The sequence below is a fragment of the Paenibacillus daejeonensis DSM 15491 genome (assembly GCF_000378385.1).
GTDB classification, from domain to species: domain Bacteria; phylum Bacillota; class Bacilli; order Paenibacillales; family Paenibacillaceae; genus Paenibacillus_D; species Paenibacillus_D daejeonensis.
Genome location: NZ_KB899675.1, coordinates 103,038 through 125,728, shown reverse-complemented (window position 1 = coordinate 125,728; position 22,691 = coordinate 103,038). Strand labels below are relative to the sequence as shown.

At 55.1% G+C, this 22,691-nt stretch carries 16 protein-coding genes; all 16 read right to left on the bottom strand.

Annotated elements, in window-relative coordinates; all coding sequences use genetic code 11:
- Positions 1-243: 243 nt before the first annotated feature.
- A complete protein-coding gene (locus tag F556_RS38460) occupies positions 244-2,115 on the bottom strand; it encodes a CocE/NonD family hydrolase (protein ID WP_020620520.1) in 1,872 nt (623 codons plus the stop codon).
- Entirely contained in the window at positions 2,115-3,446 is a 1,332-nt protein-coding gene (locus F556_RS0129060) for an FAD-binding oxidoreductase (protein WP_020620519.1), read from the bottom strand. The genes F556_RS38460 and F556_RS0129060 overlap by 1 nt, the downstream gene beginning before the upstream one ends.
- Positions 3,447-4,265: 819 nt before the next feature.
- Positions 4,266-5,327, bottom strand: coding sequence for an SPFH domain-containing protein (locus tag F556_RS0129050; protein ID WP_020620517.1), 1,062 nt, complete (start codon positions 5,325-5,327; stop codon positions 4,266-4,268).
- 18 nt (positions 5,328-5,345) lie between these two features.
- Positions 5,346-6,107: a TPM domain-containing protein gene (locus F556_RS0129045; protein WP_020620516.1), complete on the bottom strand. Its 762-nt coding sequence runs from the start codon at positions 6,105-6,107 to the stop codon at positions 5,346-5,348.
- Positions 6,104-7,135 carry a TFIIB-type zinc ribbon-containing protein gene (locus tag F556_RS0129040; RefSeq protein WP_020620515.1) on the bottom strand — a complete coding sequence of 344 codons (1,032 nt, stop codon included), beginning with the start codon at positions 7,133-7,135 and terminating at the stop codon, positions 6,104-6,106. The genes F556_RS0129045 and F556_RS0129040 overlap by 4 nt, the downstream gene beginning before the upstream one ends.
- Before the next feature lie 31 nt (positions 7,136-7,166).
- Positions 7,167-7,847: a PspA/IM30 family protein gene (locus F556_RS0129035; protein ID WP_020620514.1), complete on the bottom strand. Its 681-nt coding sequence runs from the start codon at positions 7,845-7,847 to the stop codon at positions 7,167-7,169.
- 197 nt (positions 7,848-8,044) lie between these two features.
- On the bottom strand, positions 8,045-9,709 hold the full coding sequence (locus tag F556_RS0129030; protein ID WP_245583153.1) for a glycoside hydrolase: 1,665 nt from the start codon (positions 9,707-9,709) through the stop codon (positions 8,045-8,047).
- A gap of 35 nt (positions 9,710-9,744) precedes the next feature.
- Positions 9,745-10,761 (bottom strand): carbohydrate ABC transporter permease, encoded by a 1,017-nt coding sequence (locus tag F556_RS0129025; protein WP_020620512.1) that lies wholly within the window; start codon positions 10,759-10,761, stop codon positions 9,745-9,747.
- A 15-nt stretch (positions 10,762-10,776) separates the two neighbouring features.
- Entirely contained in the window at positions 10,777-11,676 is a 900-nt protein-coding gene (locus tag F556_RS0129020; protein ID WP_020620511.1) for a carbohydrate ABC transporter permease, read from the bottom strand.
- Positions 11,673-14,219, bottom strand: a complete 2,547-nt coding sequence (locus F556_RS35560) for a DUF5696 domain-containing protein (RefSeq protein ID WP_020620510.1) — start codon at positions 14,217-14,219, stop codon at positions 11,673-11,675. Before F556_RS35560 ends, F556_RS0129020 begins: the two co-directional genes overlap by 4 nt.
- Positions 14,220-14,235: 16 nt before the next feature.
- Positions 14,236-14,859, bottom strand: coding sequence for a Yip1 family protein (locus tag F556_RS0129010; protein WP_020620509.1), 624 nt, complete (start codon positions 14,857-14,859; stop codon positions 14,236-14,238).
- Positions 14,837-16,282: a hypothetical protein gene (locus F556_RS35555; RefSeq protein ID WP_040718818.1), complete on the bottom strand. Its 1,446-nt coding sequence runs from the start codon at positions 16,280-16,282 to the stop codon at positions 14,837-14,839. The genes F556_RS0129010 and F556_RS35555 overlap by 23 nt, the downstream gene beginning before the upstream one ends.
- A gap of 26 nt (positions 16,283-16,308) precedes the next feature.
- Positions 16,309-17,172, bottom strand: coding sequence for a carbohydrate ABC transporter permease (locus F556_RS0129000; RefSeq protein WP_020620507.1), 864 nt, complete (start codon positions 17,170-17,172; stop codon positions 16,309-16,311).
- A 4-nt stretch (positions 17,173-17,176) separates the two neighbouring features.
- A complete protein-coding gene (locus F556_RS0128995; protein WP_157273003.1) occupies positions 17,177-18,049 on the bottom strand; it encodes a carbohydrate ABC transporter permease in 873 nt (290 codons plus the stop codon).
- A gap of 113 nt (positions 18,050-18,162) precedes the next feature.
- Positions 18,163-21,090, bottom strand: a complete 2,928-nt coding sequence (locus tag F556_RS0128990) for an extracellular solute-binding protein (protein ID WP_020620505.1) — start codon at positions 21,088-21,090, stop codon at positions 18,163-18,165.
- Positions 21,091-21,197: 107 nt separating this feature from the next.
- Positions 21,198-22,613, bottom strand: a complete 1,416-nt coding sequence (locus F556_RS0128985) for an extracellular solute-binding protein (protein WP_020620504.1) — start codon at positions 22,611-22,613, stop codon at positions 21,198-21,200.
- Between the last annotated feature and the right edge of the window lie 78 nt (positions 22,614-22,691).

The following is a 22,691-nucleotide window of genomic DNA, read 5'->3' as shown; positions in this document are numbered from 1 at the left end:
GTGACGCGCGTTCGGCGCTGCAACGAAAGTTTCTTGCCTTAGAGGCAGCGGGTGACACGCGTTCGACGCTGCAACGAAAGTTCCTTGCGTTAGAGGCAGCGAGCGGTGAGTGTGAGAGGGATGACTTAAGAATGCTTAGACTGCAAAAAGGACCGCAGACTTCTCTTAAAAGTGAAGTGCGGTCCTTGACGGCTCCCCAGCCGGGAGAAAATACAATCCTCGGCCAACCGGCATTACCGCCTCCTACGACGTCGGAGGCACGATGACCAGCATGGAGGGCATCTGCGGCTCACTGGCGACAGCTACGGTGGCGATGCTGAGCCGTTCTGGCCCCGCATCGGGGATCTCCTCCGACGGCAGTCCGTTCAGGTGCCGGGCAAACAGCGGAAACGCGCTGCCGGTCAATTCCAGCCGCAGACGCTCACCGGGTTGTAGCTCTATCGCCAGCGGCCGCAGCTCAATCGTTGCCGGTAGCCACTCTCCCCCGCCATTCTCCTCTCCACGCCCTACCTCCATCCGGCCTACGGAGAGGAAGCGCGCCTTGCCTCCCTGCTGTACAACGGACAGCACAGCTACTAGGTCCGTCGGACCGTCCATCGTTTGGCAATGCACGGTTAAGCGAGGCAACCCTGACAATGAGGCAGGAACATCGAACGGGTCACTTGTGTAGACCAGAATTTCATAGCGGTCCTGCTGACTGCTGCGCTCAAATGGCAGGTAACCGCCGAGCTGCATCGGCAAACGCGCATCATACACATAAACGTCTGGCGCCGCCGCCTCAATTGCCTCCGGCGAGCTCGTTAGCTTGCCACCACCCAACGCACCGTTAGCCGGTTTGGCAGAGCCCGAGAGATACCAGCGCAGCGGGTATTGTACCAGAGACCCCGCATCGGAGGTATGGCCATCCCCTTCGACAACCGCACTCGAAGCCCCGCTGGAAGCCACGACATCCTGAGAACTGGAGTGAAGAACGCGATGTTCATTTGCCGCTGCTGTTCTCCTCGCTACGGCTACATTTTCGGCACCGTGAGAAATCGCTAACACACCCATATGCTCCGCAGCCGGCCATTCCTGCATCGTCCGCCACTGGCCACTGCCCTGCTCGTAATAGCGAATCGGGGGCTCCGTCTCCAGTTGCTCCGACCGCTCGCCTTTTAGCCAATAATTGAACCAGCGCAGCTGCTCACGATGCACATCGCCATCAGCCTCTGGTCCATGATCGACGCCGCCAGCCATTCGGCCCCACGGGATATGCGCCCATGGCCCAATTAGCAGGCGATGAAAAACATCCTCCGTCTCCGTTCCACTAAGCGCGTTGTAGGTTTGCAATGTCCCCTGCAGAAAGGTATCATACCATCCGCCAATCTGGAGTGTGGGGATCGGTCGCTCGACCAAGCGCGGCACCCAATTATGTTGTTCCCAATACGCATCATACTCGGTATGACTGAGCCATTCATAGAAGAATGGGCAATACTGTTCGAGAATCGGATGCCTGGCCGTGAGCGGTAGCTTCCACAACTGGTCGCCGGCATCCCGCATCATGCGTTCGCAATAAGCTGCTGCTTCCTCATCACCTGCCCGCTTGGCACCATCCCGGGAGAACTGGAACGCCCACATGAGCTGCGCACCCCAGGCAAATCGGCCATGCGGGTAGAAGCGGCCATGATATAAATCAGCTGCACACATCCCCGGCGCGATGGCTATCAGACTCGGTGCGCCCGACGCTGCAGCCGCCCACTGCACGGAGCCTTGATACGAGAACCCATACATGCCGACCCGGCCATTGGCACGCGGCAGCTGCGCCGCCCATTCTACCGTGTCATAGCCATCCTCCACCTCCTGGGCAAAGGGCACGGCCTCACCTTCTGATTCTCCCCGACCGCGCACATCCTGGACGACTACCATATAGCCTTGCCGCGCATACCACAGTGGATGAGCCGAGGTCACCGTCGACGCAATCGCACGTCCATAGAGCTGACGCATAAGCAATACCGGGAGCTTGTCTTCCCCCTCGGGGCGGTAAACATCAGCATACAAAGTGATGCCATCCCGCATGGTACAGGGCACCCCGCGCTCCACCGTTACTCCGCCGAACTGCAAGCTGAGCGCACCCATTACAAAGCCGCCTCGGGCTGCGATAGCTTCCCTTGATTGAGCAGCAGCAACGGGTCGTTTTGTCGTTTGATCGACCACAGCGTATCGACCGCATAGGCGCGCCCGCCGCCTTCCAAATCATAGGTATGCGGGTCATCCACCTTGGCACCGTGTGCGATACAGCAGGCTTTTAGCTGTTGAATACGCGCCTCCGTCTGATAGCGGAAGATCGGCGTCCCCATCATCGCCAGTTTGCCGCCCCGAATCATGTATTCGATATGCACCAGCAAGTCAGGGAACTCCGCCTTGATCGCTTCGAATTGCTCCAGGTAACGGCTCGGGTCCAGGAACAGCTGGATATTCGTATACGCAGGATCCTTCTTCTGCACCCAGAGACGATAATGGCCGAATGAGAAGTCCGATATCCCCAGCTTCTTGTGGTATTCATCATACGGCAGCTCCATATCTACACGGCCATTCCACGCCTCCGTCAGTGCACGCAGCTGATCCTCATGATCTGCATCCAGCATGACGAACACCAACGCGCGGTCCGAAGGCAGCTGAAACGGTGTGAAATACGAAGGAATCGGCCATTCGTTCACTGAAACCAAGCGCTTTCGGATCACTGGATTATCAGCCAGGGCATAACCAAATTGAGCCGCCGTCTGCCAATCGTCAAAGGTCACCCCGTACTGAATCCATTTCGTTTTGGGGGCCAGCTTAACTCGAATCTCGGTAATAATTCCGATCGTGCCGTAGCTGTGCAGGTAGGGCTGGATGTTCTGCCCCTCAACAAGGATCGTCTGCGGCTCGGCCTCTACCGTCCGAATGGACAAGCTCTCCACCATACCATCCCAGATGGTACCCCAAGCGATGGAACCCACACCGCCGAAGCCACCCATAATGAAGCCAGCCAAGGTCGATTTTTTAAAAGTAGTCGGCAACAGCAGCATTTCTTGCCCTGCCTCGCGGGCCAGGGTTTCCATCCGTCCCATATTGGCCCCCGGCTCCACCCGCATAAACCCTTCGCCCAGCTCGATCACCCGGTTCAGCTTGGTGACATCCACGACGATGCCGCCAGTCAGCGGGACACATTGACCATAGTTGCACGTCCCGCCGCCTCTGGGGGTTAGAGGAACCTCATAGCTGGCAGCTACGATAATGACCTGATCCAGCTCCTCCAGCGTGCGCGGGACTGCGATGCAGTCTGCTATTTTACCCTCCAGTGCCTCTTCCAGCACCGGGGAGAGATGATGCATATCATTCGAGAACTTCACTAGTGATGCATGGTCCCACAGCAGCGCTTCCTCCGGAAGCTCCCTCTTCAGCGCGTCTTGCCAGCCTTGTCTCATTGAGATCCCATCCTTTCGTATCGCAGCAGCAGGAATATCATCTACACACAAATCGTTTGTCAACTAACTTAACTCAAATCCATTCAATGATAGTAGGACATGTAGACGCCATGTCGGTTTTACTAGATTATAGGCACATTAAAATACAGCGTCAATTCAAACGCGTCATGTTATCTAACATTTGTTATCCTGCCAATGACAGAGCCCCCCTCTTGTTACGCATCCCAATCGCCAACGCTGAACAGCACCATATTCTGACTTTCAATGTGAGGAGTTACAGCGGGGGGACGGGTGCAAATAAAGGAAGAAAGGTATGCTACTGCGGGCGGATGGCGGGGATACGAGCAAATAGAGGAAGAATGGTGCGCTACTGCGGGTGGCTGGATGGGGTGCGCGCAATTAGAGGAAGAAAGGTGCGCTACTGCGGGCGGATGGTGGGGATGCGAGCAAATAGAGGAAGAAAGGTGTGCTACAGCGGGTGGATGGCGGGGATGTGAGCAAATAAAGGAAGAAAAGTGCGCTACAGCGGGCCGATGGTGGAGATGCGAGGAAATAAAGGAAGAAAAGTGCGCTACAGCGCGCAGATGGCGGGGATGGGTGCAAATAAAGGAAAAAAGGTGTGCTACTGCGGGTGGCTGGAGGGGGTGCGAGCAAATAGAGGAAGAAAGGTGAGTTACAGCTAACGCCAGCAGGCATGTCCGACGGGGCACGGCCTCGACCCACAAAAAAAAGCCTCCATCCCCGCTTCGAAAGTGGGGATGAAGGCTGCGCTTTGGTGTTCATTCGGAGCTTGCTCGGGAGCTTGCTCGAAAGTTAAGGCTATCCCAGCTTGTGGCCGCAGTTCGAACAGAAGTTGGCTCCTTCGTTCTTGGCGCCGCAGTTCGGGCAGAAATTGGGCTTGGCCTGACCGCTGGAGGACGAAGAGTCGGAGCCGCCGCCAGAGGAAGACTGCTGATTCTGGTTGCCCCCTTGGCCTCCACCTTGGCTGCCTCCCTGGCCCCCGCCTTGATTGCCGCCTTGCCCTTGATTCTGGCCTTGCTGGTTCATGTTCTTCATCATTTCGTTCGCCATGTTCATGCCCATCATCATGCCGGCCATATCCGAGGCCGCGCCGCCGCCTTGCACCTTACCGGAGGCAATACCGTCGGTCATCGAGATCTGCTGATACTTGCCGACATTACCGACCATCTCATGCGAGGCGGTCTTGGTGATCATGTCCTGGATCTCCTTCGGATAGTTGAAGCTCATGACATTGAAGCCGGTGATCGTGATGCCATTGTTCAGAATCTCCATGTCCAGATCCTCGTGAATCCCCTTGGCGATATCATGCGCATTCGCCTGCAGGTTAAACATGTCCTTGCCCTCGCGGCTGATCCACTTCATCAGCAGTTGGTCCAGCGCCGAGGTAATGCGAATCCGTACGTCCTCAACCAGATAGCTGTTGCGCACGCCGGCAATTTTGTCGATCAGCGTCACGTAGTCATTGACCTTGAAGTTGAACGTTCCGTTAGCCCGAATCGGCATCCCACCCGGCAATTGAGGCGTCGGAATGAGTACGGGATTTTGCGTACCCCAACGTACCGTGAACTCCTTCGTATTGACGAAGAGCACTTCCACCCGCATGCCACTGTTAAAACCGAATTTGAACCCTTTAAGTGTGGAGAGAAACGGAATGATCTCGGAGTCGATATTGTAGTCGCCCTCCTGCTCGAACACGCCCTCAATCTTGCCGTTATTGAAGAAAATCGCGTCCTGCCCCGGACGGATGATCAGCTTACTGCCTTTCTTGATCTCCTTGTTGCTCCACTTCCAGAAAATCATATCGTCTCTGAACTCTTCCCATTCCACTACGTTGGCGAATTGGTTGCGAAAGAATACCATTGCACATCGTCCCTTCTCTTAAAATGAACCTCTGCTACCGCTTCGCGAGTGGCCGCCGCGGGTCATCCCGCCGCCACCGCCTCCGCCACCCCCGCCATTATTGCGCGGAATCTTGGTCTTGGTCGTTGTTGTACGCAAGTATGTGTCACGATGGGCCAGCACGCCAGAGGAGCCACTATCCTCATAGGTTTGTCGGTTTATGGTCACCCGGCCACCACTCCGGAAAACCATCACACTCACTACCAGTCCACCCAGAGCCAGGGAGACAGCAACCTGGAACCAGGTCTGAAACAGAATATTATCAGGATTAAAGCCCGGCTCGTACCCCATGTACCGATGTGACTCTTTAAGAAACTCCCGAAAAGCATCCGCATAGTTGCCTGCACTGAGAGCGGGCGTGATCCCATTGCGAATCTTGTCTAATCTGCTATTATCGAGATATTCTTCGGCTAAGTAAAAGCCTCCCAGGTCAACTTGCCTGTTTCTCATATCCATTGTCAGAATGGCCGCATTCTCACCAGGCAGATTCTCGTCATAAAAATCATTGGTTATCATCGCAACATCTTTATTCTCTGTATTAGACGAGGTGATAATAATAAAATCCGTCTGCCGCTCAGCCCCCAACTGGTTCGCCAGGGCATTGAGCTCCTGGACCTCCTCCGGGGACAGCAGTCCCGCCTCATCAAAGATCAGCTGTTTGTCGGCCGCCAGACCACTAGCCGGCAGAACGAGCAAGCCTATCAACAACAGCAGCATCGCCGTTAGGGATGAGCGCCTCATAGGAAACCGCCTCCCATCGCCCACGATACCGTCTTGAGCGTGAGCAGCGTCACGGCTGCGACACCGCCGAACCACGCCGCTACTTTCCCTTTACTTATTGGCGGTTTACCGACAACCTTACCAGTCTGCCCGTTCATCGCAAAGGTGTATCCTGTATTATTGTAATCATAGTGTACCATCCATACCGGCAGCAAGGCATAATCCGCATGCGTCAGCCGGGTGTCGATATCCTTGCGGCTGTAGCTCATCGAGGCGTACCCCCGGACTGTCGATTGGATGTAGGAGTTAATAAACGGTGCGATCTTGGTCTTCACCCGGGGAAACAGCTGCTTCTCATCGAAGCTGTATTTCTCCGCGATGTAACCTGCCAGATAAGGTGAGTTGAAGGTTTTGAGCTGTCCATAAGGGAATGGCTCCAGCCGATCCATCAATTCGTCCTTCATCTTCTCTGAAGCATCCACCGGCACCTTGTTGTAGTTCAACCGGATCTTGCGGTATACCTCGAAATGCTGCGTTTCGGTATAACGGTAGTCCCCTCGGGTATAGGTTCTTACCTTCGTGCCATGACCCTGCACCTCAATTTCATTGTTCAGCTCATACAGCCAGAAGGGCACATACATGCCGGTAATACTCTTGATCCGGTCAGCCGTCATAAAGCCCTTCGGCGTGACCAGGCCGCCCCGACACCACTTGCGGAACGCCTGCTCTGCCTGCTGCTTGCTGATGGCGAACGGAATGACCTTGGAGGGTGCCAGCTGGCCGCTGAGACGATCTGCCAGGACAACCGCAGAACCACAAAAGCTGCACGTGGTCGCTGATGTCTCCGGATCGGTAATGATATCCGCGCCGCAGCTGTTACAGTGGTATTCCACCGCTTCGCCCTCTTCAAAGGTCTGGACCAAGAGCGGATCGGAGGTATCATCGATCTTGTCTTGCCTTCCACAGCTGGGGCAGGACAGCATGCCAGAGGCACTGTCAAAGTTCATTCCGCTGCCGCAGTTGGGACATTTGTATTCTACAACCGGCATCCTCTCACCTCGCTTCTCTCTCTCTCAACCACTAGTTTTCCGTCTTCGTTTTCAACGCTGCAAGCTCCTGCTGCGGATCTTCCGCCTTCCCTTCGGCGGCGATTTGTTTCTCCAGCTCCGCGAACAACTCGTCAAGGTCGCTCTCCTGCTCCGAACGCAGCTCAGCCAGCGCCATGGCCTCATCGTACGCTTGATTCACCTTGGCTTCCGCCGCGCCAAAGGAAGACAGTCCGGTACCGCCCGCATTCATTTCGTTGCGCTGCTGCTGGGCACGGGCATCGGCCATTTTGCCTTTCAGCTCCGCCTGTCGCAGCTCCAGTTGCCTCACATCGGCGACCAGCTTCTCCTGCATCTGGCTCATCTTCTCCGCCTTGGTAGAGGCCAGCTCATAAGCCGCCTTGAGCTGCGGCTCCTTGGCCGCGCGAGCGGCCTTTTGCTCCAGAAATCTCAGCGCCGCATCCTCGTCGCCATTCTCCACAGAGCGCTCGGCATACCGTTGCAGCTTGGTGATCTCCGAGCGCGCCTCATTCCACGCCCGCTTCGTACGGCCGACCTCTGCTTGCATCGCTACGGTCTCCGCCTTCACTTGGCCAAGATCACTCTGCAGCGTACGCATATACTCATCAATCGTTCGATCAGGACGCTCATTTTTATTTACCCACGAATTGACATTACTTCTCATAATATCTCTAAACCGGGACAGGATCCCCATAACACACGCCTCCTCGCCTGGATAACATCTTACTAGTATAATACCGTACTTCTACCCAAAAGGATTCATAATGTATGCAAAAGCCGCCAGAACACTTCAATCTCCAGTGCTTGCCCGGGTCCGCAGCGGACGCCGCAGGATCTCGTTCAAGCGATCAAAAAGACGCCTTCCCAGTTATGCGAAAGGCGTCCCAAATGTTAAGAAGCAGAGGTGGTCAGCGTCACTACGGATCGAGCGGGGATTGTAGTCTCGAATGCGCCATTCTCTTGAACCCGCACATCCTCCCGGCGTTCCAGATCAGCAGTTGCCGAGGTAACGTAGAACTGCAGCGCTGCGAGACCATCGTAAACTTCCAGCCCCTGCAGCGTCAGGTTTACCTGCTGTTCTCCATCGCTATCATTAATGAATACAGCCGTCACCGTCCGGTCTTCCTCATGAATATACGCAGACCCTAGCAGTCCGCTGCCGTGTGTGTCTTCCTCGAGTCCGGCCAGCGCAATACGCACCGCGCCAGGCCGGATGAATTTGCTATAGTTACCTAGTGTCCATAGAAGCTTGGACGTTAGGATATTCTGTTCATCGCCTGGCTCTTGAAAATCCGTATAGACCAAGCCATCCTTATAATCCACCTTGGAGACGGCCGTCCACCACTGCCAGGCTGCAGCATGGGACAATGTCAGATCGAAGTGGATCGTACGGGCCATGCGCAGCGCCGAATCCATCCCCAGATCCCTGCCCGGACCATCTTCGCCGAGGATGCAATATTCCGTCACCCAGTATTTGGCCTCTGGATCGTAAGCTTTCAGATTCTCGGCCAACAGCTCCCGCAGCTCACCCAGCCGGTCATCGCCCGGGCGGCTGTAATCCGACCAGTACGAATGAGAGGCAATCTTGTTGCCGACGGCTTCCTTCAACTCCGGGTCACCCAGCAGCTCCTTGATATATTCCCGGTAACTCCCCAGACCGAGCCCGTTCGCTCCGCCGGTATAATGCTCACCACCGGAGAAGCGGCGATAATATTCGTCATCCAGCAACGCATGGATCTCGACGCCGTCGGGAGCGCTGATCTGGGCATCCAGGCCGCTCTTCTGCAGCTGCCGGTGCAAGGCCAGGATGACACGCTTCAAATCTTCGTTATTGTACCGGTTCCCTTCCTGGTGCGCGCGGTTCCAATCCCAGGTAGGCTCATTAATGGGGCTAATATAATCGAAACCCAGACCCTGCGATTCAAAATAGGCCAGCACGTCGGTCAAATATTGCGCAAACGGCTGCTCATATCCATCCTTCAGATTGGTCGACCCTACGGACTCATCAGGCTGCCCGTGGCCATTCTTGGTCATCCAGACCGGCGGACTGTTCACGAACGCAATCAGCGTATCTACTCCACGTTCCCGGGCAGCCCGCAGGAACCACTGCTGGCCCGCCTGCTTGCTCCAGTCGTAGGCTCCGTCCTCCGTCATCTTGAACGCTTCCGCCCGCCGCCACGGATCTGGAATGATGTCCTGATCCGTCTCCGTCGAGCCCGCGCCAATATTAAACCGCCAGGCCGAGAGGCCAATCCCTTTGTCCTGTGAGAAGAGCAGATCCGCCACAAGCTTCTTGTTCTCTTCCGTCCAGTGCTTGCCGAGCGGGTCCATGGACCAGGCATCCGAGGCGCCAAAATTATCAATCGTCTGATACCGGACGGCTCCGTTCACCTGAATGACGACTGCCGCCGCTTCCTTAGTCTGCTGCTCTATGGTAACCGTCGTCTGCTCACCCGACTGTTCTGCCGGCACTACAGGCGCTTCCGGCGTGCTCGTTCCGGGAGTCATGACGGCATACACGCCAATTGCTGAGGTACACAACGTTGCCAATGCCAAAGTAGTCAATGTCTTTTTCATCCGCCTTTCCATAATTAACCTACCAATCCCGAACGTTCAACTGATTCAACAAAATGACGCTGCACAAACAGATACAAAATAATGAGCGGCAGAATGGCCATCAATACACTCGTATTCATCATCATCGACATGAAGAACGGGTCTTGCACATAACGGGCCATCTCCGCTTGGCCGCCTCCGCTGAGGAACGTCGCGATCGAGTATGCCGAGGAGGCCATCATCGATGACATGACCTTCGGCTCGTTGAGGTACATGTTGGTGAAGAAGCTGTCATTCCATTGCCATACAAAGGAAAACAGCATCACCGTCACCATGGCCGGTACCGCATTGGGCAGCACCACTCGCATAAAGGTGGCAAAATAATTGGCTCCGTCCACGTAAGCCGCCTCTTCAATTTCGCGCGGAATGCCTTTGAAGAACTGCCGGAAAATGTAGACATACAACCCCGTCTTGACCCCCATACCGAGCGCCGCAGACAAAATAAAAGGCCAATACGTATTGATCAGATTGAGCGGTTCCCCGCGCATGAGAGCAAACAGCCCGAAGATATCAAAGGATTTGAAATTTAAATACAGCGGCACCATGATGGTATGCGTAGGTACCAGGATCGTAAAGATGACAGCTGCAAACAACAGTCCGCTCCCCCGGATGCGTATGCGGGAGAAGCCATAGCCAGCCAGCACGCAGGTCAGCGTCGTTAAGCACATGACAACACCCGAGAGCAGCAGGGTATTAAGCAGGACTGCGGGATAATTCATCGCCTGATAGACCAGCTTGAAGTTCTCCAGCGTCAACGCCCTGGGCACCCAGATTACCATGGAATCATACAAGTCCTCCCGACTCTTGAACGCGATTGACAGCTTCAGCAGGATTGGATAGATAATGATGAAGGAAATCCCGAATATCAACACAAACCGGACGATCATCCAAGACCATTTCTTCGCCGCTTCCAGCCAGTATGACGCGGATGCCTTGCGCTGCAGCCATCGTTCCTTGACCGGCTGCCCCTCTGCGGCAACTTCGCTTTTCATCTGTTCACCCCCAGGCTAATCTTGATAGAATACCTTGCGTGATACAATCGCCGTCGTCACCCATAAGACAATCGCAATAACCGCGAAGTACATCCACGCCATCGCAGCGCTAAGGCCAAAATCAAAGCTCTGGAATGCCGTATCGACAATCATCCGGCTCGTTTCGTCACGGATGAAGCTGTCGATAATCGTATAGACCAGATTCGTCAGAATCAACGGGCTGATCATTGGAAACGTAATCTTCCAGAACGCTTCATAGCCGGTCGAGCCTTCGATCTTGGCCGCCTCGTACAAGGAAGGCGAGATGGATTGCAGCCCTGCGAGAAAGATGAGAATCTGAACGCCGGATTGACTGATAATCTCGTAGATCCGACTAACCGCACCTGTCAGATACTCGACAAAGGTGACGCTCATCCCCGATTCGACCAGCATGACCGTGAGCTCGAGATTATCCATAATCGCCAAGCCGCCCCCGGTCGTCTCACTGGCATTGCTGACGACCGATTGCATCAAGTCGCCGCTCTCAATGCTGGCGATGATGCCCGAAGCCAGGATAACGGGCAGGAAGAAAATCGCCCGCGCCAGAATGCGCCCTCTGAACTTCTGATTAAGCAGCACGGCAAAGAACAGGCTGAAAATAACAATCAGCGGAGTGTTGACGCCAATATTCAGGAGCGATCCCGTAAGGGTACGCAAATACGACTCGTGCGACAGTAGCGCCTCGCGATAATTGGACCAGCCAATATGATTCAAGGTGAAGCCTTCATTCGTCACTTGAAGATTGCTGAGGCTGTACCGAAATGACGCAATCAGCGGCACGAGAAACAGGAACAGGAAGCCGATCAGCCAAGGCAGAATGAAATAGATGCCGTAATAGCGGTTTTTTTGCTCCAGGGAAAGCTTCCTGAATCTCATGACCCTCCACCTCCCATCCAGTAGTCCATTGCTTCGATTCGAACGCCGTCTATCTCGATGGCAGCGTCATTGTAATTCACGATAATCATCTTGCCCTGGGCATAGGTCGTCTGGTAAACGCCCTCGGCCAGTTTGGCGTGATCGTCGATGACCTCGTCGGCTACATCCCCGATCACCTGGGTCAATTCCCGGTATTGCTCCGCCGCCTCGTCCAGCCAGCTCCGGTAATCGGCCGAGTACAAATGGTCAAATCCGGTCATTTTGATAGCCGATGCCTCTGCATGGAACCAGGTGTAATGAAGACCAGCTCCCGTCTCCAGCGCCTTCAGGAAATTCGCCCTGGCATCCTGGTTATCCGCGAGATTCCACGGCATGCCCGCATAGCTCTTGTAGCCGTGATACACCAATTGGAACAACGGAACGCTCTCGTCCGTGATATTGAACCCGCTGTCTGTCATCGGCGCATCGACAATATGACGTGCATATGGCGCGGCATAGGCATTTCCTCCCTCAATCAGCAAGTCCGGAGCCGTCTCGCCAAGCTTGGTCAGCTGCTCTTGGACAATCCCTTTGGCTGCTTCCCGGTCAATGACGCGCTCGCGGTTGTAATCGGCATTGAGCTCACTCCCCAGGTCACGAAGAGACAATCCCGATAACCCCATTCGGCGGTAGTCATCGATGAATCCGTCCACGATGGCAGGCAATGCCTGCGGACTGACGACATAGCCCGGCTCGGCGTCCAGGTCCTGTGCATAGGTTGCCGTATTATACGGATAGCGGGCGGCCACTTTGCCGGTGATGAAGCGGGCGGCTTGGCTGGATCTGCTGAAGCCGCGTGCTCTAGGCGCTGCCTCCTGAAAGCTGGCATCTGGGAACAGCGTGATGCCACCAGCCTCCGCATAGCTCTGCAGCTCGCGCAGTCCTCTGCTGCCGCCCAATTTCTTATCCACCTTGACGGAGCTGGGCAGGTTGTGGCGGATACCGTTGTTGAACCACCCGGTATAGCGCAGCATAATGTTGCCAATGCCTTCCTCCTGCATCCGATTCAAGATGTCCGCTGCCTGGTCGAAGGTCGTCAACGGTTCATAGGCATGATAGGGGATGCCCAGGAAGAACTTCTGCTTGGGGATTCCGCCGATCAGCTCGACATAAAACGGTACCCCTGTGCTCCCCTCCAGGGGTGCCATGCCTGTCGTCCGGACCAGATACTCGCGGTAGCTGGCAGCCATGTCGGCATAGGTACTGCCCTCTTCGCCAAGGAATTGATAACGAACCGCAATCTCTCCCCGGTAGGGCTCGGACTGGAATCGTTTGATCGTACTCGAGCGCCAGCCATTACTTAGCGTCACTTCCTCGTGACCCAGGATCGTAAATGTCGGATAGACATTGTTGTACGCATTCAATCGTCCGCTGACATCGGCCTCTACGGTAGCTACGGCGTCGCCCTGCTCAATGATGGCCAGAAAGCCTCTGTCCCCATAGCTCATCCCGAATATGGGCAGCCGGGCAGGCACGGTTTGCTGCCTGTTGATTATCTGACTCATCGCCGCATCGGCGCCGTACAACGGCGTCCTGTACGGCGCAGCATAGGTGCGCCCGTTATTGAATCGGATCAGGGAACCGGACCCGTCCGGCACGACGATATATCCCTCATCCCTCTGTCCGCTGGCGCCAAAGAACGGTAGTACCGATATCGCCTGAATGTTCATGGTCTCGGGATACTCCATCCCTGCGGCCGCGATCGACACCGCCAACTCCTCACCCTCCAGAGAGTACGTGAGCGGCACGCGTACACCCAACGGTCCATCGGCAGCCTCTCCATAGGCTTCCTTATCCACCGCCCGCTCCGCCTCGTCATAACCGATCTCCTCGAAGAGGCCCAGCAGTTTGGTCAGGCCTACGCCCCGGAGTGCCGAATCCCTGCGTTCATAGTGCTGCTGCTCTTCATCGAACCGGAAGCGCAGACCGACCTCCCGCTGGTCGGCCTCGCTGGAGAGACGGTCCAGAATGATGGTCTGGAACCGCTCGGCGCTAATGAATTTAGGAATGGCATCCAGATCTCCGACTACATCCCCCAGCGTATAGACGATCGTTGCACCATCCTCTGCCTGCTCTATCTCGAACTGGCCATTGAGGACACTATGCGTATAGTTGTCATAGCGCATCGCGTTGCCCGCATCGTCGTAATACGTCAGTTCAAACTGCACGTTCAGCTTGGCCTTGTTGTATCCCGTAGCCAATGCATCGGTATCGCGGTCTGGCGGGTTCGAGTGCCAGACCGCTTCACTCTCCTTATGTCGTACAGCCACCTGAGTTGTCTCTGGATGTAAATAGAGTACGAGGTGCTCATTCTCCGCCATGACCTGCATCTCTTCCAGAGCTTCAGCCGATGACACAGCTGAATCGTCATTCGCCTCTATCTGCTGCTCTGGAGCCTCGATTTCGGTCGATTGCACGATCGTGGCACTCTGGGTGAACGCCAGGCACCCGACCAAGCCTGTTAGGACCAGCCCTGCGAGCCTGCGCTTCAAACGCTGCTTCACCGCGCGCCCTCCTTTCTCATCTTCGTAACGTAAGCTCCTGATAGATGGTGTACACGAAACTCACGAACTGCTGGATGACACTAAAAAACAACAAGCCCAGGAAAATCATGACGCCAATCACGACCAGCGTCAGCAGCATAGTCCATATGGTCTTTAATACAGTGTATTGATGTACCGTCATCGTGCCGATGAACAGCAGCCAAATGAACCAGAGATAGGCTACCGTTTCCAAGACGTAATAAAAGGATGCCTCCCGCAGCGTAATGACGTTGCTCAGCAGCATATTGGGCACATAGACGAGAATGAGCGGCATCATCGCATAGCCTGTTGCAATCACAATTTCCCGGAACTTGCCCTCGCCATCCATGAGTGTAGTGAGCGACCAGTTGGCCACACACCAGAGCAAGAATGGAATAATGATGTATTTCAGTTCATTAATACTGTTCAGCTCCAGCGGATGATTGAAATTGACTACGTAGCCGGAAAACTGCCGTTTGAGAATCATGGTCAGCGTCACGGCCAGCAGAATGGATAAGGCGATCCGCAACCGCCCCCGCTCCTCATACTTCAAGTCCCAGAATCCATCAAAGGGATGAAAGGCGACATGGAGCGTATATCTAGCGTCCCTGAGAAACTGCATGGACCTGTGCCTCCTTCCTATGTCTGCGCATCAGAGTTCGCCCGATGAAGCCGACCAAGAGGATGGGCAGCAGAATCGTCATGTAGAAGCCAAAGTTCTCCTGCATATATTCTCTTCGGTACTTGGCCAGTGCCTTGGAGTAATAAATCCGGTCGTTGCCCAGCTTGAGATACGTCAGCGCTGACTGAAATTCGCCCTGCCGGAGCAGCGACTTGCCGATACCGACATAGGCCATCTCATAATTGGCATCCAGCTTGATGACTTCCCGCCACAGCCCGGCCGCCTCATGATGCTTGCCGCCCGCGTATAGCGCATTGGCCTCATTGACCAGCTGGCCGAAGCGTGTCGCTTCGAATTCTGTCACACGTCCGAGATCCCGGTCCAATACGTACAGACGGTCTTCATAGTTGGCAATAGCCACTGGACTCCTGAAGGTGCCTTGCTGGTTGCCCAGCCCTCCGACCACATAGAGCAGACTGCCATCCTCGTTGTAGGTAAATACCCGGCCCCGCGTGGAATCCAGGACCCGGTAGACCCCGCTCATGGCAGCATCAATATCGATGAACGTGGATCGCACACGGGAGTAATCACCGATTGGCGCCAAATACTCATCACTGATCCGGAGGACATCAATGCCCGACGGATTGAGCCGCTTCACCGGGGACAATGAAGTCCGGTCCGCTGTCGTGGTATAGATGAATCCCTCTTGGTCCAAGGCCAGATTATTAAATTCAATCGGCACGAAGCGGATCATCTTGTCACGCTGCTCTTGGGTAGAGATCGTCTTCCAGAACAGGTCGATCGGGTCAAAGGCCACGCGATTCGTTCCCATAAACCCGGTAAATACGCCATCGCTGTCAAACTCGATAATGCCATCGAATACGCCCCGGGCAATCACATAGATTCGTCCAGCCTTGTCGACAATCACTTTGCGCGGAAAAAAGGTAAACCCTGCGCTCAGCACGTCGGATTCCGGCGCTCCGATCTCCCGGATAAACTCGCCGCCCGGACCAAGCTCAATGACACGTCCGTTGTCAGTATCCGCCACATAGATATGACCCGCCGGCGTGACGAAGAGGCCCTCTGGATTGCGGAACTGGTCCTGCTCACCGTCCCGCTCGAACGATTCAATCCGGCTGGCCAGCTGCCACTCCTGATCCAGTACGGTGATGCTGCCGGATTCGGAATCCAGAATGTACAGCAAACCATCAGCCGTCGCGAACAAGTCATTGGCAGCAAGCCAAGCCTCGCCTCCCGCCTCCTGGCCGGTAATCGAACGACTGGGCAGGTAAGCAATCGGCGAATGAACAGCTTCTCCCCAATAGGAATAGACATATCCTTCATACGGCGCCGCTGCAGCCGGTGCCGGACGGATACTGGCGAGGAGCAACGCCGCCGCCAGGATGATAAATGCTTGCTTCATCTTCAACCTTAAACGCCCCCACTCCCTTAATCCTTCATGCCGGACGAAGCCATCGTCTGGATGACACTGCTCTGCGACAACAGAAAGGTAACGATTGGTACGATCATGACGACCACCGCCACAGCCGCTCCTGCGCCGGCCCGGGCGATCCCGCCCTGGATGATCTGGCCCATGGCGAAATGCATCGTTTTGAGCTGCTCACTGTAAATGAAGCTGCCACCGTCCGCGCCCCACAGCATTTGCATCATCAGGATGAGCAGCGTGAGCCAGGCCGGCTTGACGAGCGGCATGACGATCTGCCAGAAGATCCGGTATTCACTCGCGCCGTCAATCTTGGCCGCCTCCAGCAGTGCGTCTGGAATTTGCTCCATGAACTGCTTCATCAGATACAAGCCGAGCGGAAAAGCGAAAGCCGGGATGATGAGCGCTTTGTAGGAATCAATCCAACCGATGCTCGACATAATCATGTAGTTGGGGATCGCTGTCACATGCGGCGAGAACATGAGTGACAAAACGATGATCGTAAAGAGCACTTTGTGCCCGCGAAATTTGTGCTTGGCCAGCGGATACGCCGCTGCCGAGGCCAGAAGAATATGGCCCGCCGTCCCCGCCGCGGTGATGAAGAATGTATTGAAGATGTATCGGGAAAACGGAACCCATGAGCCCTTCATCACCTGCAGCAAATCCCCAAAGTTTTCGAATGTCGGATTGCGGACAAACAGCTTGGGTGGGAAAATAAACAGCTCATCCAGCGGCTTGAACGCGTTATTAATGACGTAAATTAACGGGATGGCCATAAAGGCGCCGAATACCCCAAGCAGCAGCATGAGCATCGCATCCACTTGCCAGGACCGGTTTAACCGTTTGCCGAGCCTCAAGGTCAGTTTCATATCGCTACTCCCCTACCTTTCGCAGCAACTTCTGAACGATCAGGTTCGTGCCCAGCATAAGCATAAACAAGATGGTGGCAATGGCAGATGCATAACCCATTTCAAACCGGATAGTCCCGTAATCGACCAAATGGGTGACGACCGTGTGCGCGCCGTACTGGACGCTCGGGAACCCTGCCAGCGCCATCGAGACATCAGCAACCGCGAGCGAAGCTGTAATCTGGATGACCGCACCGAACATCAGCTGCGGACGCATCGAAGGAAGCGTAATATACCACAGCTCCTGCCAGCGGTTGCGCACACCATCCACGGCACCCGCTTCGTACAAGGTCCGATCCACCGTCTGTAGACCGGCGATAAAGGCGAGGAAGCTCGTGCCCAGACTCAGCCACAGCTGCACAATGATGATGATGCCCAGCATGTACTGCGGATCCTGCAGCCACTGAATGGGCTCGTTAAGATAACCGATCCGCATCAGGAAGCCATTGATGATGCCGTACGCATCACTGGAGAAGATGATCTGCCAGATGAAGAACACATTGCCTGAAATGGATGGTGCAAAAAAGATCAGCGTCATGAACGCCCGAACCTTGGGCCGCAGCTCGTTAATGAGCCAGGCAAACACAAAGCAGGCCAGGTAGCTGACAGGACCGGTGATGACGGCGAAGATCAGCGTGTTTTTCAAACCGATCAGAAAGACATCATCACTCCACAGCAGCCGGGCGTAATTATCCCAACCGATCCAACGCGGCGCCTCCAGCATATTGAAATAGGTAAAGCTGAAAAAAATCGAGATGATGACCGGGAGCACCGTGAACATTCCAAATAGCAGCATATAAGGTGCCATGAGAACGAACAGATGCTTATCCCGCTTCATATCCGAGGCAAACAACGCCCATTTTCGCCGGATGCCGGATGCCGGCCTTTCCGCTGTCGGCTGTGTGATGGTCTCAGCCGTTACTTTTGCACTTTGCACTGCACAGCCCTCCTTTACTCCGCGGCATCCAGATTGAATTCATCCCGTTTCTGGGCGATTTCAAAGTCGATTTCCTGCACATAGTCATACAATGAATCCGCTGTATTGGTACCGTTGTTCAGCACTTCTCGCAGCGCATTGTCCAGATGGCGCCCGGTGAAATAACCGCCGGGAACTTCCGGGACACCCGCTACCCACTCCCACTGCGCCTCCAGGCTCTCATAATCGCGAGCCGGCCAGGGCAGCTCACGGAGCGCCTCAATGTTGGCCGTCGGGTAACGGGCGGCCGCCCCCATCAGTCCTTCCATTTCACGTCCGAATCGCACCTGGGCATCCTTGCTCACCCACCATTTCAGGAACTCCCAGGCGGCTTCCTTGTTCTCCGACTGCTGCAGCATAATCGCTGCCGTACCGCCGCTAGCGACATCGCGACGAATGCTGCCATCGGGCTGCTCCAGTCCCGGGACCGGCACGAACTCCCACAGTCCCTTGATCTCTGGAGCGGATACCGTCAGATAGTTATAGAAGGTATAGTCCTGGATGCCGATCGGCATCTCCCCTGTCCGGAACCGCATCGGGAAGTCGAAGATAATTGGCAGCTTGTAGCTCGTGTAGAAGTCGGTCCATTGCTTGAACGCATCCAGACCGATCTGCGTAGCCATCCCGCTCCGCGCCCCGTTCTCCAGATAGAACTCGCCGCCGTTCTGATAGAGCAGCATCGCATACGCCCAGTTCACCTCAAGCACGGGAACACCAGTCGTCTGGGCGATCGGCAGCGCCAGCTCCATATGATGCTTCTGCAGCACCGGGATCATCGCGTACACATCGTCCCAGGTCTGCGGCACAGCCAGTCCCAGCTCATCCAGAATATCCTTGCGGTAGAACAGCATATTGAAAATCTGCTGTTCCGGCAGGGCAAACACCTGACCGTCATACCGGTAAGGCACGACAGCACTGTCGCGGAATTGAGCCATGACCTCGTCGAAGCCCGGATAGACCGACAGATCTTCAGCGGCGCTGCGCATGCCGAAGTTGACAGGTGCGTCGTTGCCTACCTGCAAGGCGACATCCGGTCCTTCGCCGGCCAGTGATGCTCGCAGCAGCACATCTTCTCCAACCAGCTTCAGGTTGACACCAATTCCCGTAAGCGGAGTGAACGTGTCATCGATCATTGCCTTGAGTACCTGCGCCTGGTCACGGCCCGTACCGATCCAGACGGTCACCGGCTCCCCCTCATCAGAGGTGCTGCCGATCGTGTCGTAATCCTCGAAGAAGGAATACGTGAAAGCCGCCGCTTCATGAATCAATTTGCGCGGTGTCGAAGCATCGGCACGGGGCAGCTCGACATCAGGGGACATCAGCATCAGATAGTCGATTTCCAGCGGCTGCTCGCGTACTTCCAGAATCCACGCACCCACGCTGCCGGCATTGATTTTGTACTGTCCCAGCCGCTGCTGTACGGATTGCGGACGATCCGCCATATCCGCGAGCTGATACGCGGTTTTGTTCAAAATCGCAGTCTTGTCACTCTTCTCACCCGTCAAGCGCTCCAGCTCCTGGGATACGGCATACAGGATGTCACTCTGCTCCCTGAAGACAGTCACCATATCCGGAATCTGTTTATCCAATTGATAATCCCGGTACGGATCGGGCACATTCCCGGTAATCATCAAGATTTTTCGATACATAGCGTTGATCTCGAGCAGGCTTTGCTCCACCTCCATCAGGAGTGGGGCAATCGCGCCCAGCGTTACCTCGAGCTTCAACTCATGCTTGCCTTCGGTCAGGTAGAACAGATAGGGCTCTTGCCCATTGCCAGGTACACTCATCTGCCAGTCGGAATGATAGAAGAAAGGGATATTGGCGGCTTCCTGAAACGGAATCTCCCCGTCGATCCACAACGAGCGCGTGGAGTAGGTCCCCCGCAGCAGCTCTTGCCGGCTCTTGATCGCCAGCTCATACAGCCCGTCTTCGGGCACATCGACCTCCCAGGTTATCCAGTGTCCGGGGCTGCGCCAGTTGTTGCCCCCAATCGTGTTCATGCGGATCTTCGATACGTGATAAGGCTCTGTCGCCGGTGAAGAACGGTCGGCGATGGGATACAGCGTCGGTGAAGATTTGTAGACCGCATCTTCTCCCTGAACCTTAATGATCTGTTCACTTGTTAGTGGATACCCTGCAGCCTCGTACTCGGCAGCCCGTTCCTCATACATCGGCGGCGGCTCGAACTGTGTCAGTGCGATCCAGTCAATGGCCATCGGCTCGCGCAAGGAGGCAAGGGACAGCGTGTGGCGGCCCTCCGTCAAATAGAAGGCATAAGGCTCCTGATAATAGCCTTCCGAATCGCGAATAAATGCCTCTTGCCAACGAGGCGCCTCCACTTGTCGTGGACGAAGATCATTGCCGCGATTATCTTGCAGCATGTCGTCGTGCTCATTGGTCCAGATGCGGTGAAAAATCAGATTGCGAGCACTGTCAAATGGCAGCTCACCATCAATCAATAGGGATCGTTCAATTGCGGAGCTCTTGCCCGCAGTAGGATAGTAACGAATGGCCAGATGGTACAATCCCGCATCAGGCACATCGACCTCCCACTCAATCGTGCCACTCTCTCCTGTCTCTATGAACTCGCCCCGCTCGTCTCCCAGCTCCGTAACCGTTATCGGAGACATATCTGTAGAGGCGGTGAAATCCACGCCACGGATGATAATATCTGTGTCAGGCAGTGGCGCTCCTTCATGCTGCTGACGATAATGCGCGTAGCTTCCCTCGACAGCGCTCGCAGCCGCGAATACAGGCTGGCCGTCAGGAGCAGCTACCGCGCGCATCGCAGTTCGAGGATCGCTGACGCCCCCGCGGATCATGAGATAGACTGCCATTGCAGCAAGCACAAGAAATACGGCACACCAGATGATCACGCTTTTGGACTTTGCGTATTTCACCTCAATCCTCCCTTCTGCTTTCGGCACCAATACTAAGGGCGGGGTGATCGATCCGGGTCAGTCTTTTGTGGTAACCCCCGCCCTCATACCATCAGTGTGGCTTCGGATTACCCTTCGCCACCCGCTTCTTCTTCCTCCTCGTCGATCTCGCCGCTCAGCACCTTGTCGGCAGCGGCCTGTGCCGGTCCGACCACTTGAGCAATGCCCGTGGAAGGTGTTGTCTCGCCAGTAATGAACTTCTCCGTGACCGAATCAAGATGATCCTTGATGCCAAGTCCACCGAACCGCCCGCCGAATACACGCTCTGCTTCACCATTATCATTCATCGCATTGGCTACAGACGTTTCGTCTGGCAAGACGTTCTCCAGCGACAATCGGCGGTTCTCTTCCCAATTATCAAAGTCCTGCAGCTCCGCCCAAATTTTGACCATTACGTCGGCATCCTGCACGCCCCGGGGAATGACAACGGTTTCAGTTCCACCAAGACGATCCAAGTATTTATCGGCTTGCGGACCTTTCGGGAAATAAACATAACCCCAATCGTCCTTCAGCTTATCGATAATACGTCCTTCGATTTCCCACAGACCGCCTGGGTACATCGCAATGATCCCTTCTGCGAAGTATTTGGCTGGATCTTCCCAATCGTTGCCCTCGTTTTCCTTCACGACCTTGTGCTCGTTGTACAGGCTGTGCAGGAGATTAAGCGCTTCCATGGATTCGGGAGAATCAAACATCACTTTGCCTTCCGACTCGTCGTAGATGCGTCCGCCATTACTTGCAATCATGAGCTCAGACAAGACATAGTGCGCACCTGCAAGTCCGTACTGGTCAGGCTTGCCGTCTCCGTTGTTATCAACTGTCAGCTTCTTGGCTGCATCGACCATCGCTGCCCAGTTCCAATTGCCTTCATCCATCAGTTCCTGAGGATTCTTGAGCCCTGCTTCTCTGAAGATCCGTTTGTTGTAGAACATGCCGCTCTCGTTGTCGTTAAACCAGCCCTCCAGCCCATATACCTGATCGCCGCCAAACTTCATGGCCTCAATCATGACATCCGACATCCGCGAATCCGCGACACAATCGTTCAGCGGTGTCAGGAAGCCACCGTTCATGAGTCCCCAGATGAAGCCGTCCGGAATCCGGACAATTTCTGCAAATGGGTCATTGGCCATGACGGAGGCAGACAGCTTCTCCGAAGTCGACCAATACTCCGTGTCCAGATAACTAATCGTGACGTTATATTTCTCTTCAACCTTGGCAATTCGCTCACGGGCCAGTTCGTCGGCTACCGAATCACCCTTGGGTGATGCATCCCACCATTGCGAAATTCGTACCTCTCTGCCACCGAGATCGACCTTCGGCTCCTCCAGTTCTGCTTCTTCTTCGGCAGGCGGGGCTTCGGTTTCTGTCTCGGGGGGATCGCTTGGTTGCGGCGTTCCCGCATTGTTACCGCTACAGGCAGCGAGTACAAGAAGCATAGCAAGGAGCAACATAGACAGCTTCACTTTCTTGTGGTTCTTCTTCACGATTCAATACACTCCCCTTAATGGTAAATTAATGAAATGGGTTTCATAAAAGAGTTTATGTAAAGGGTTTCATGAAAC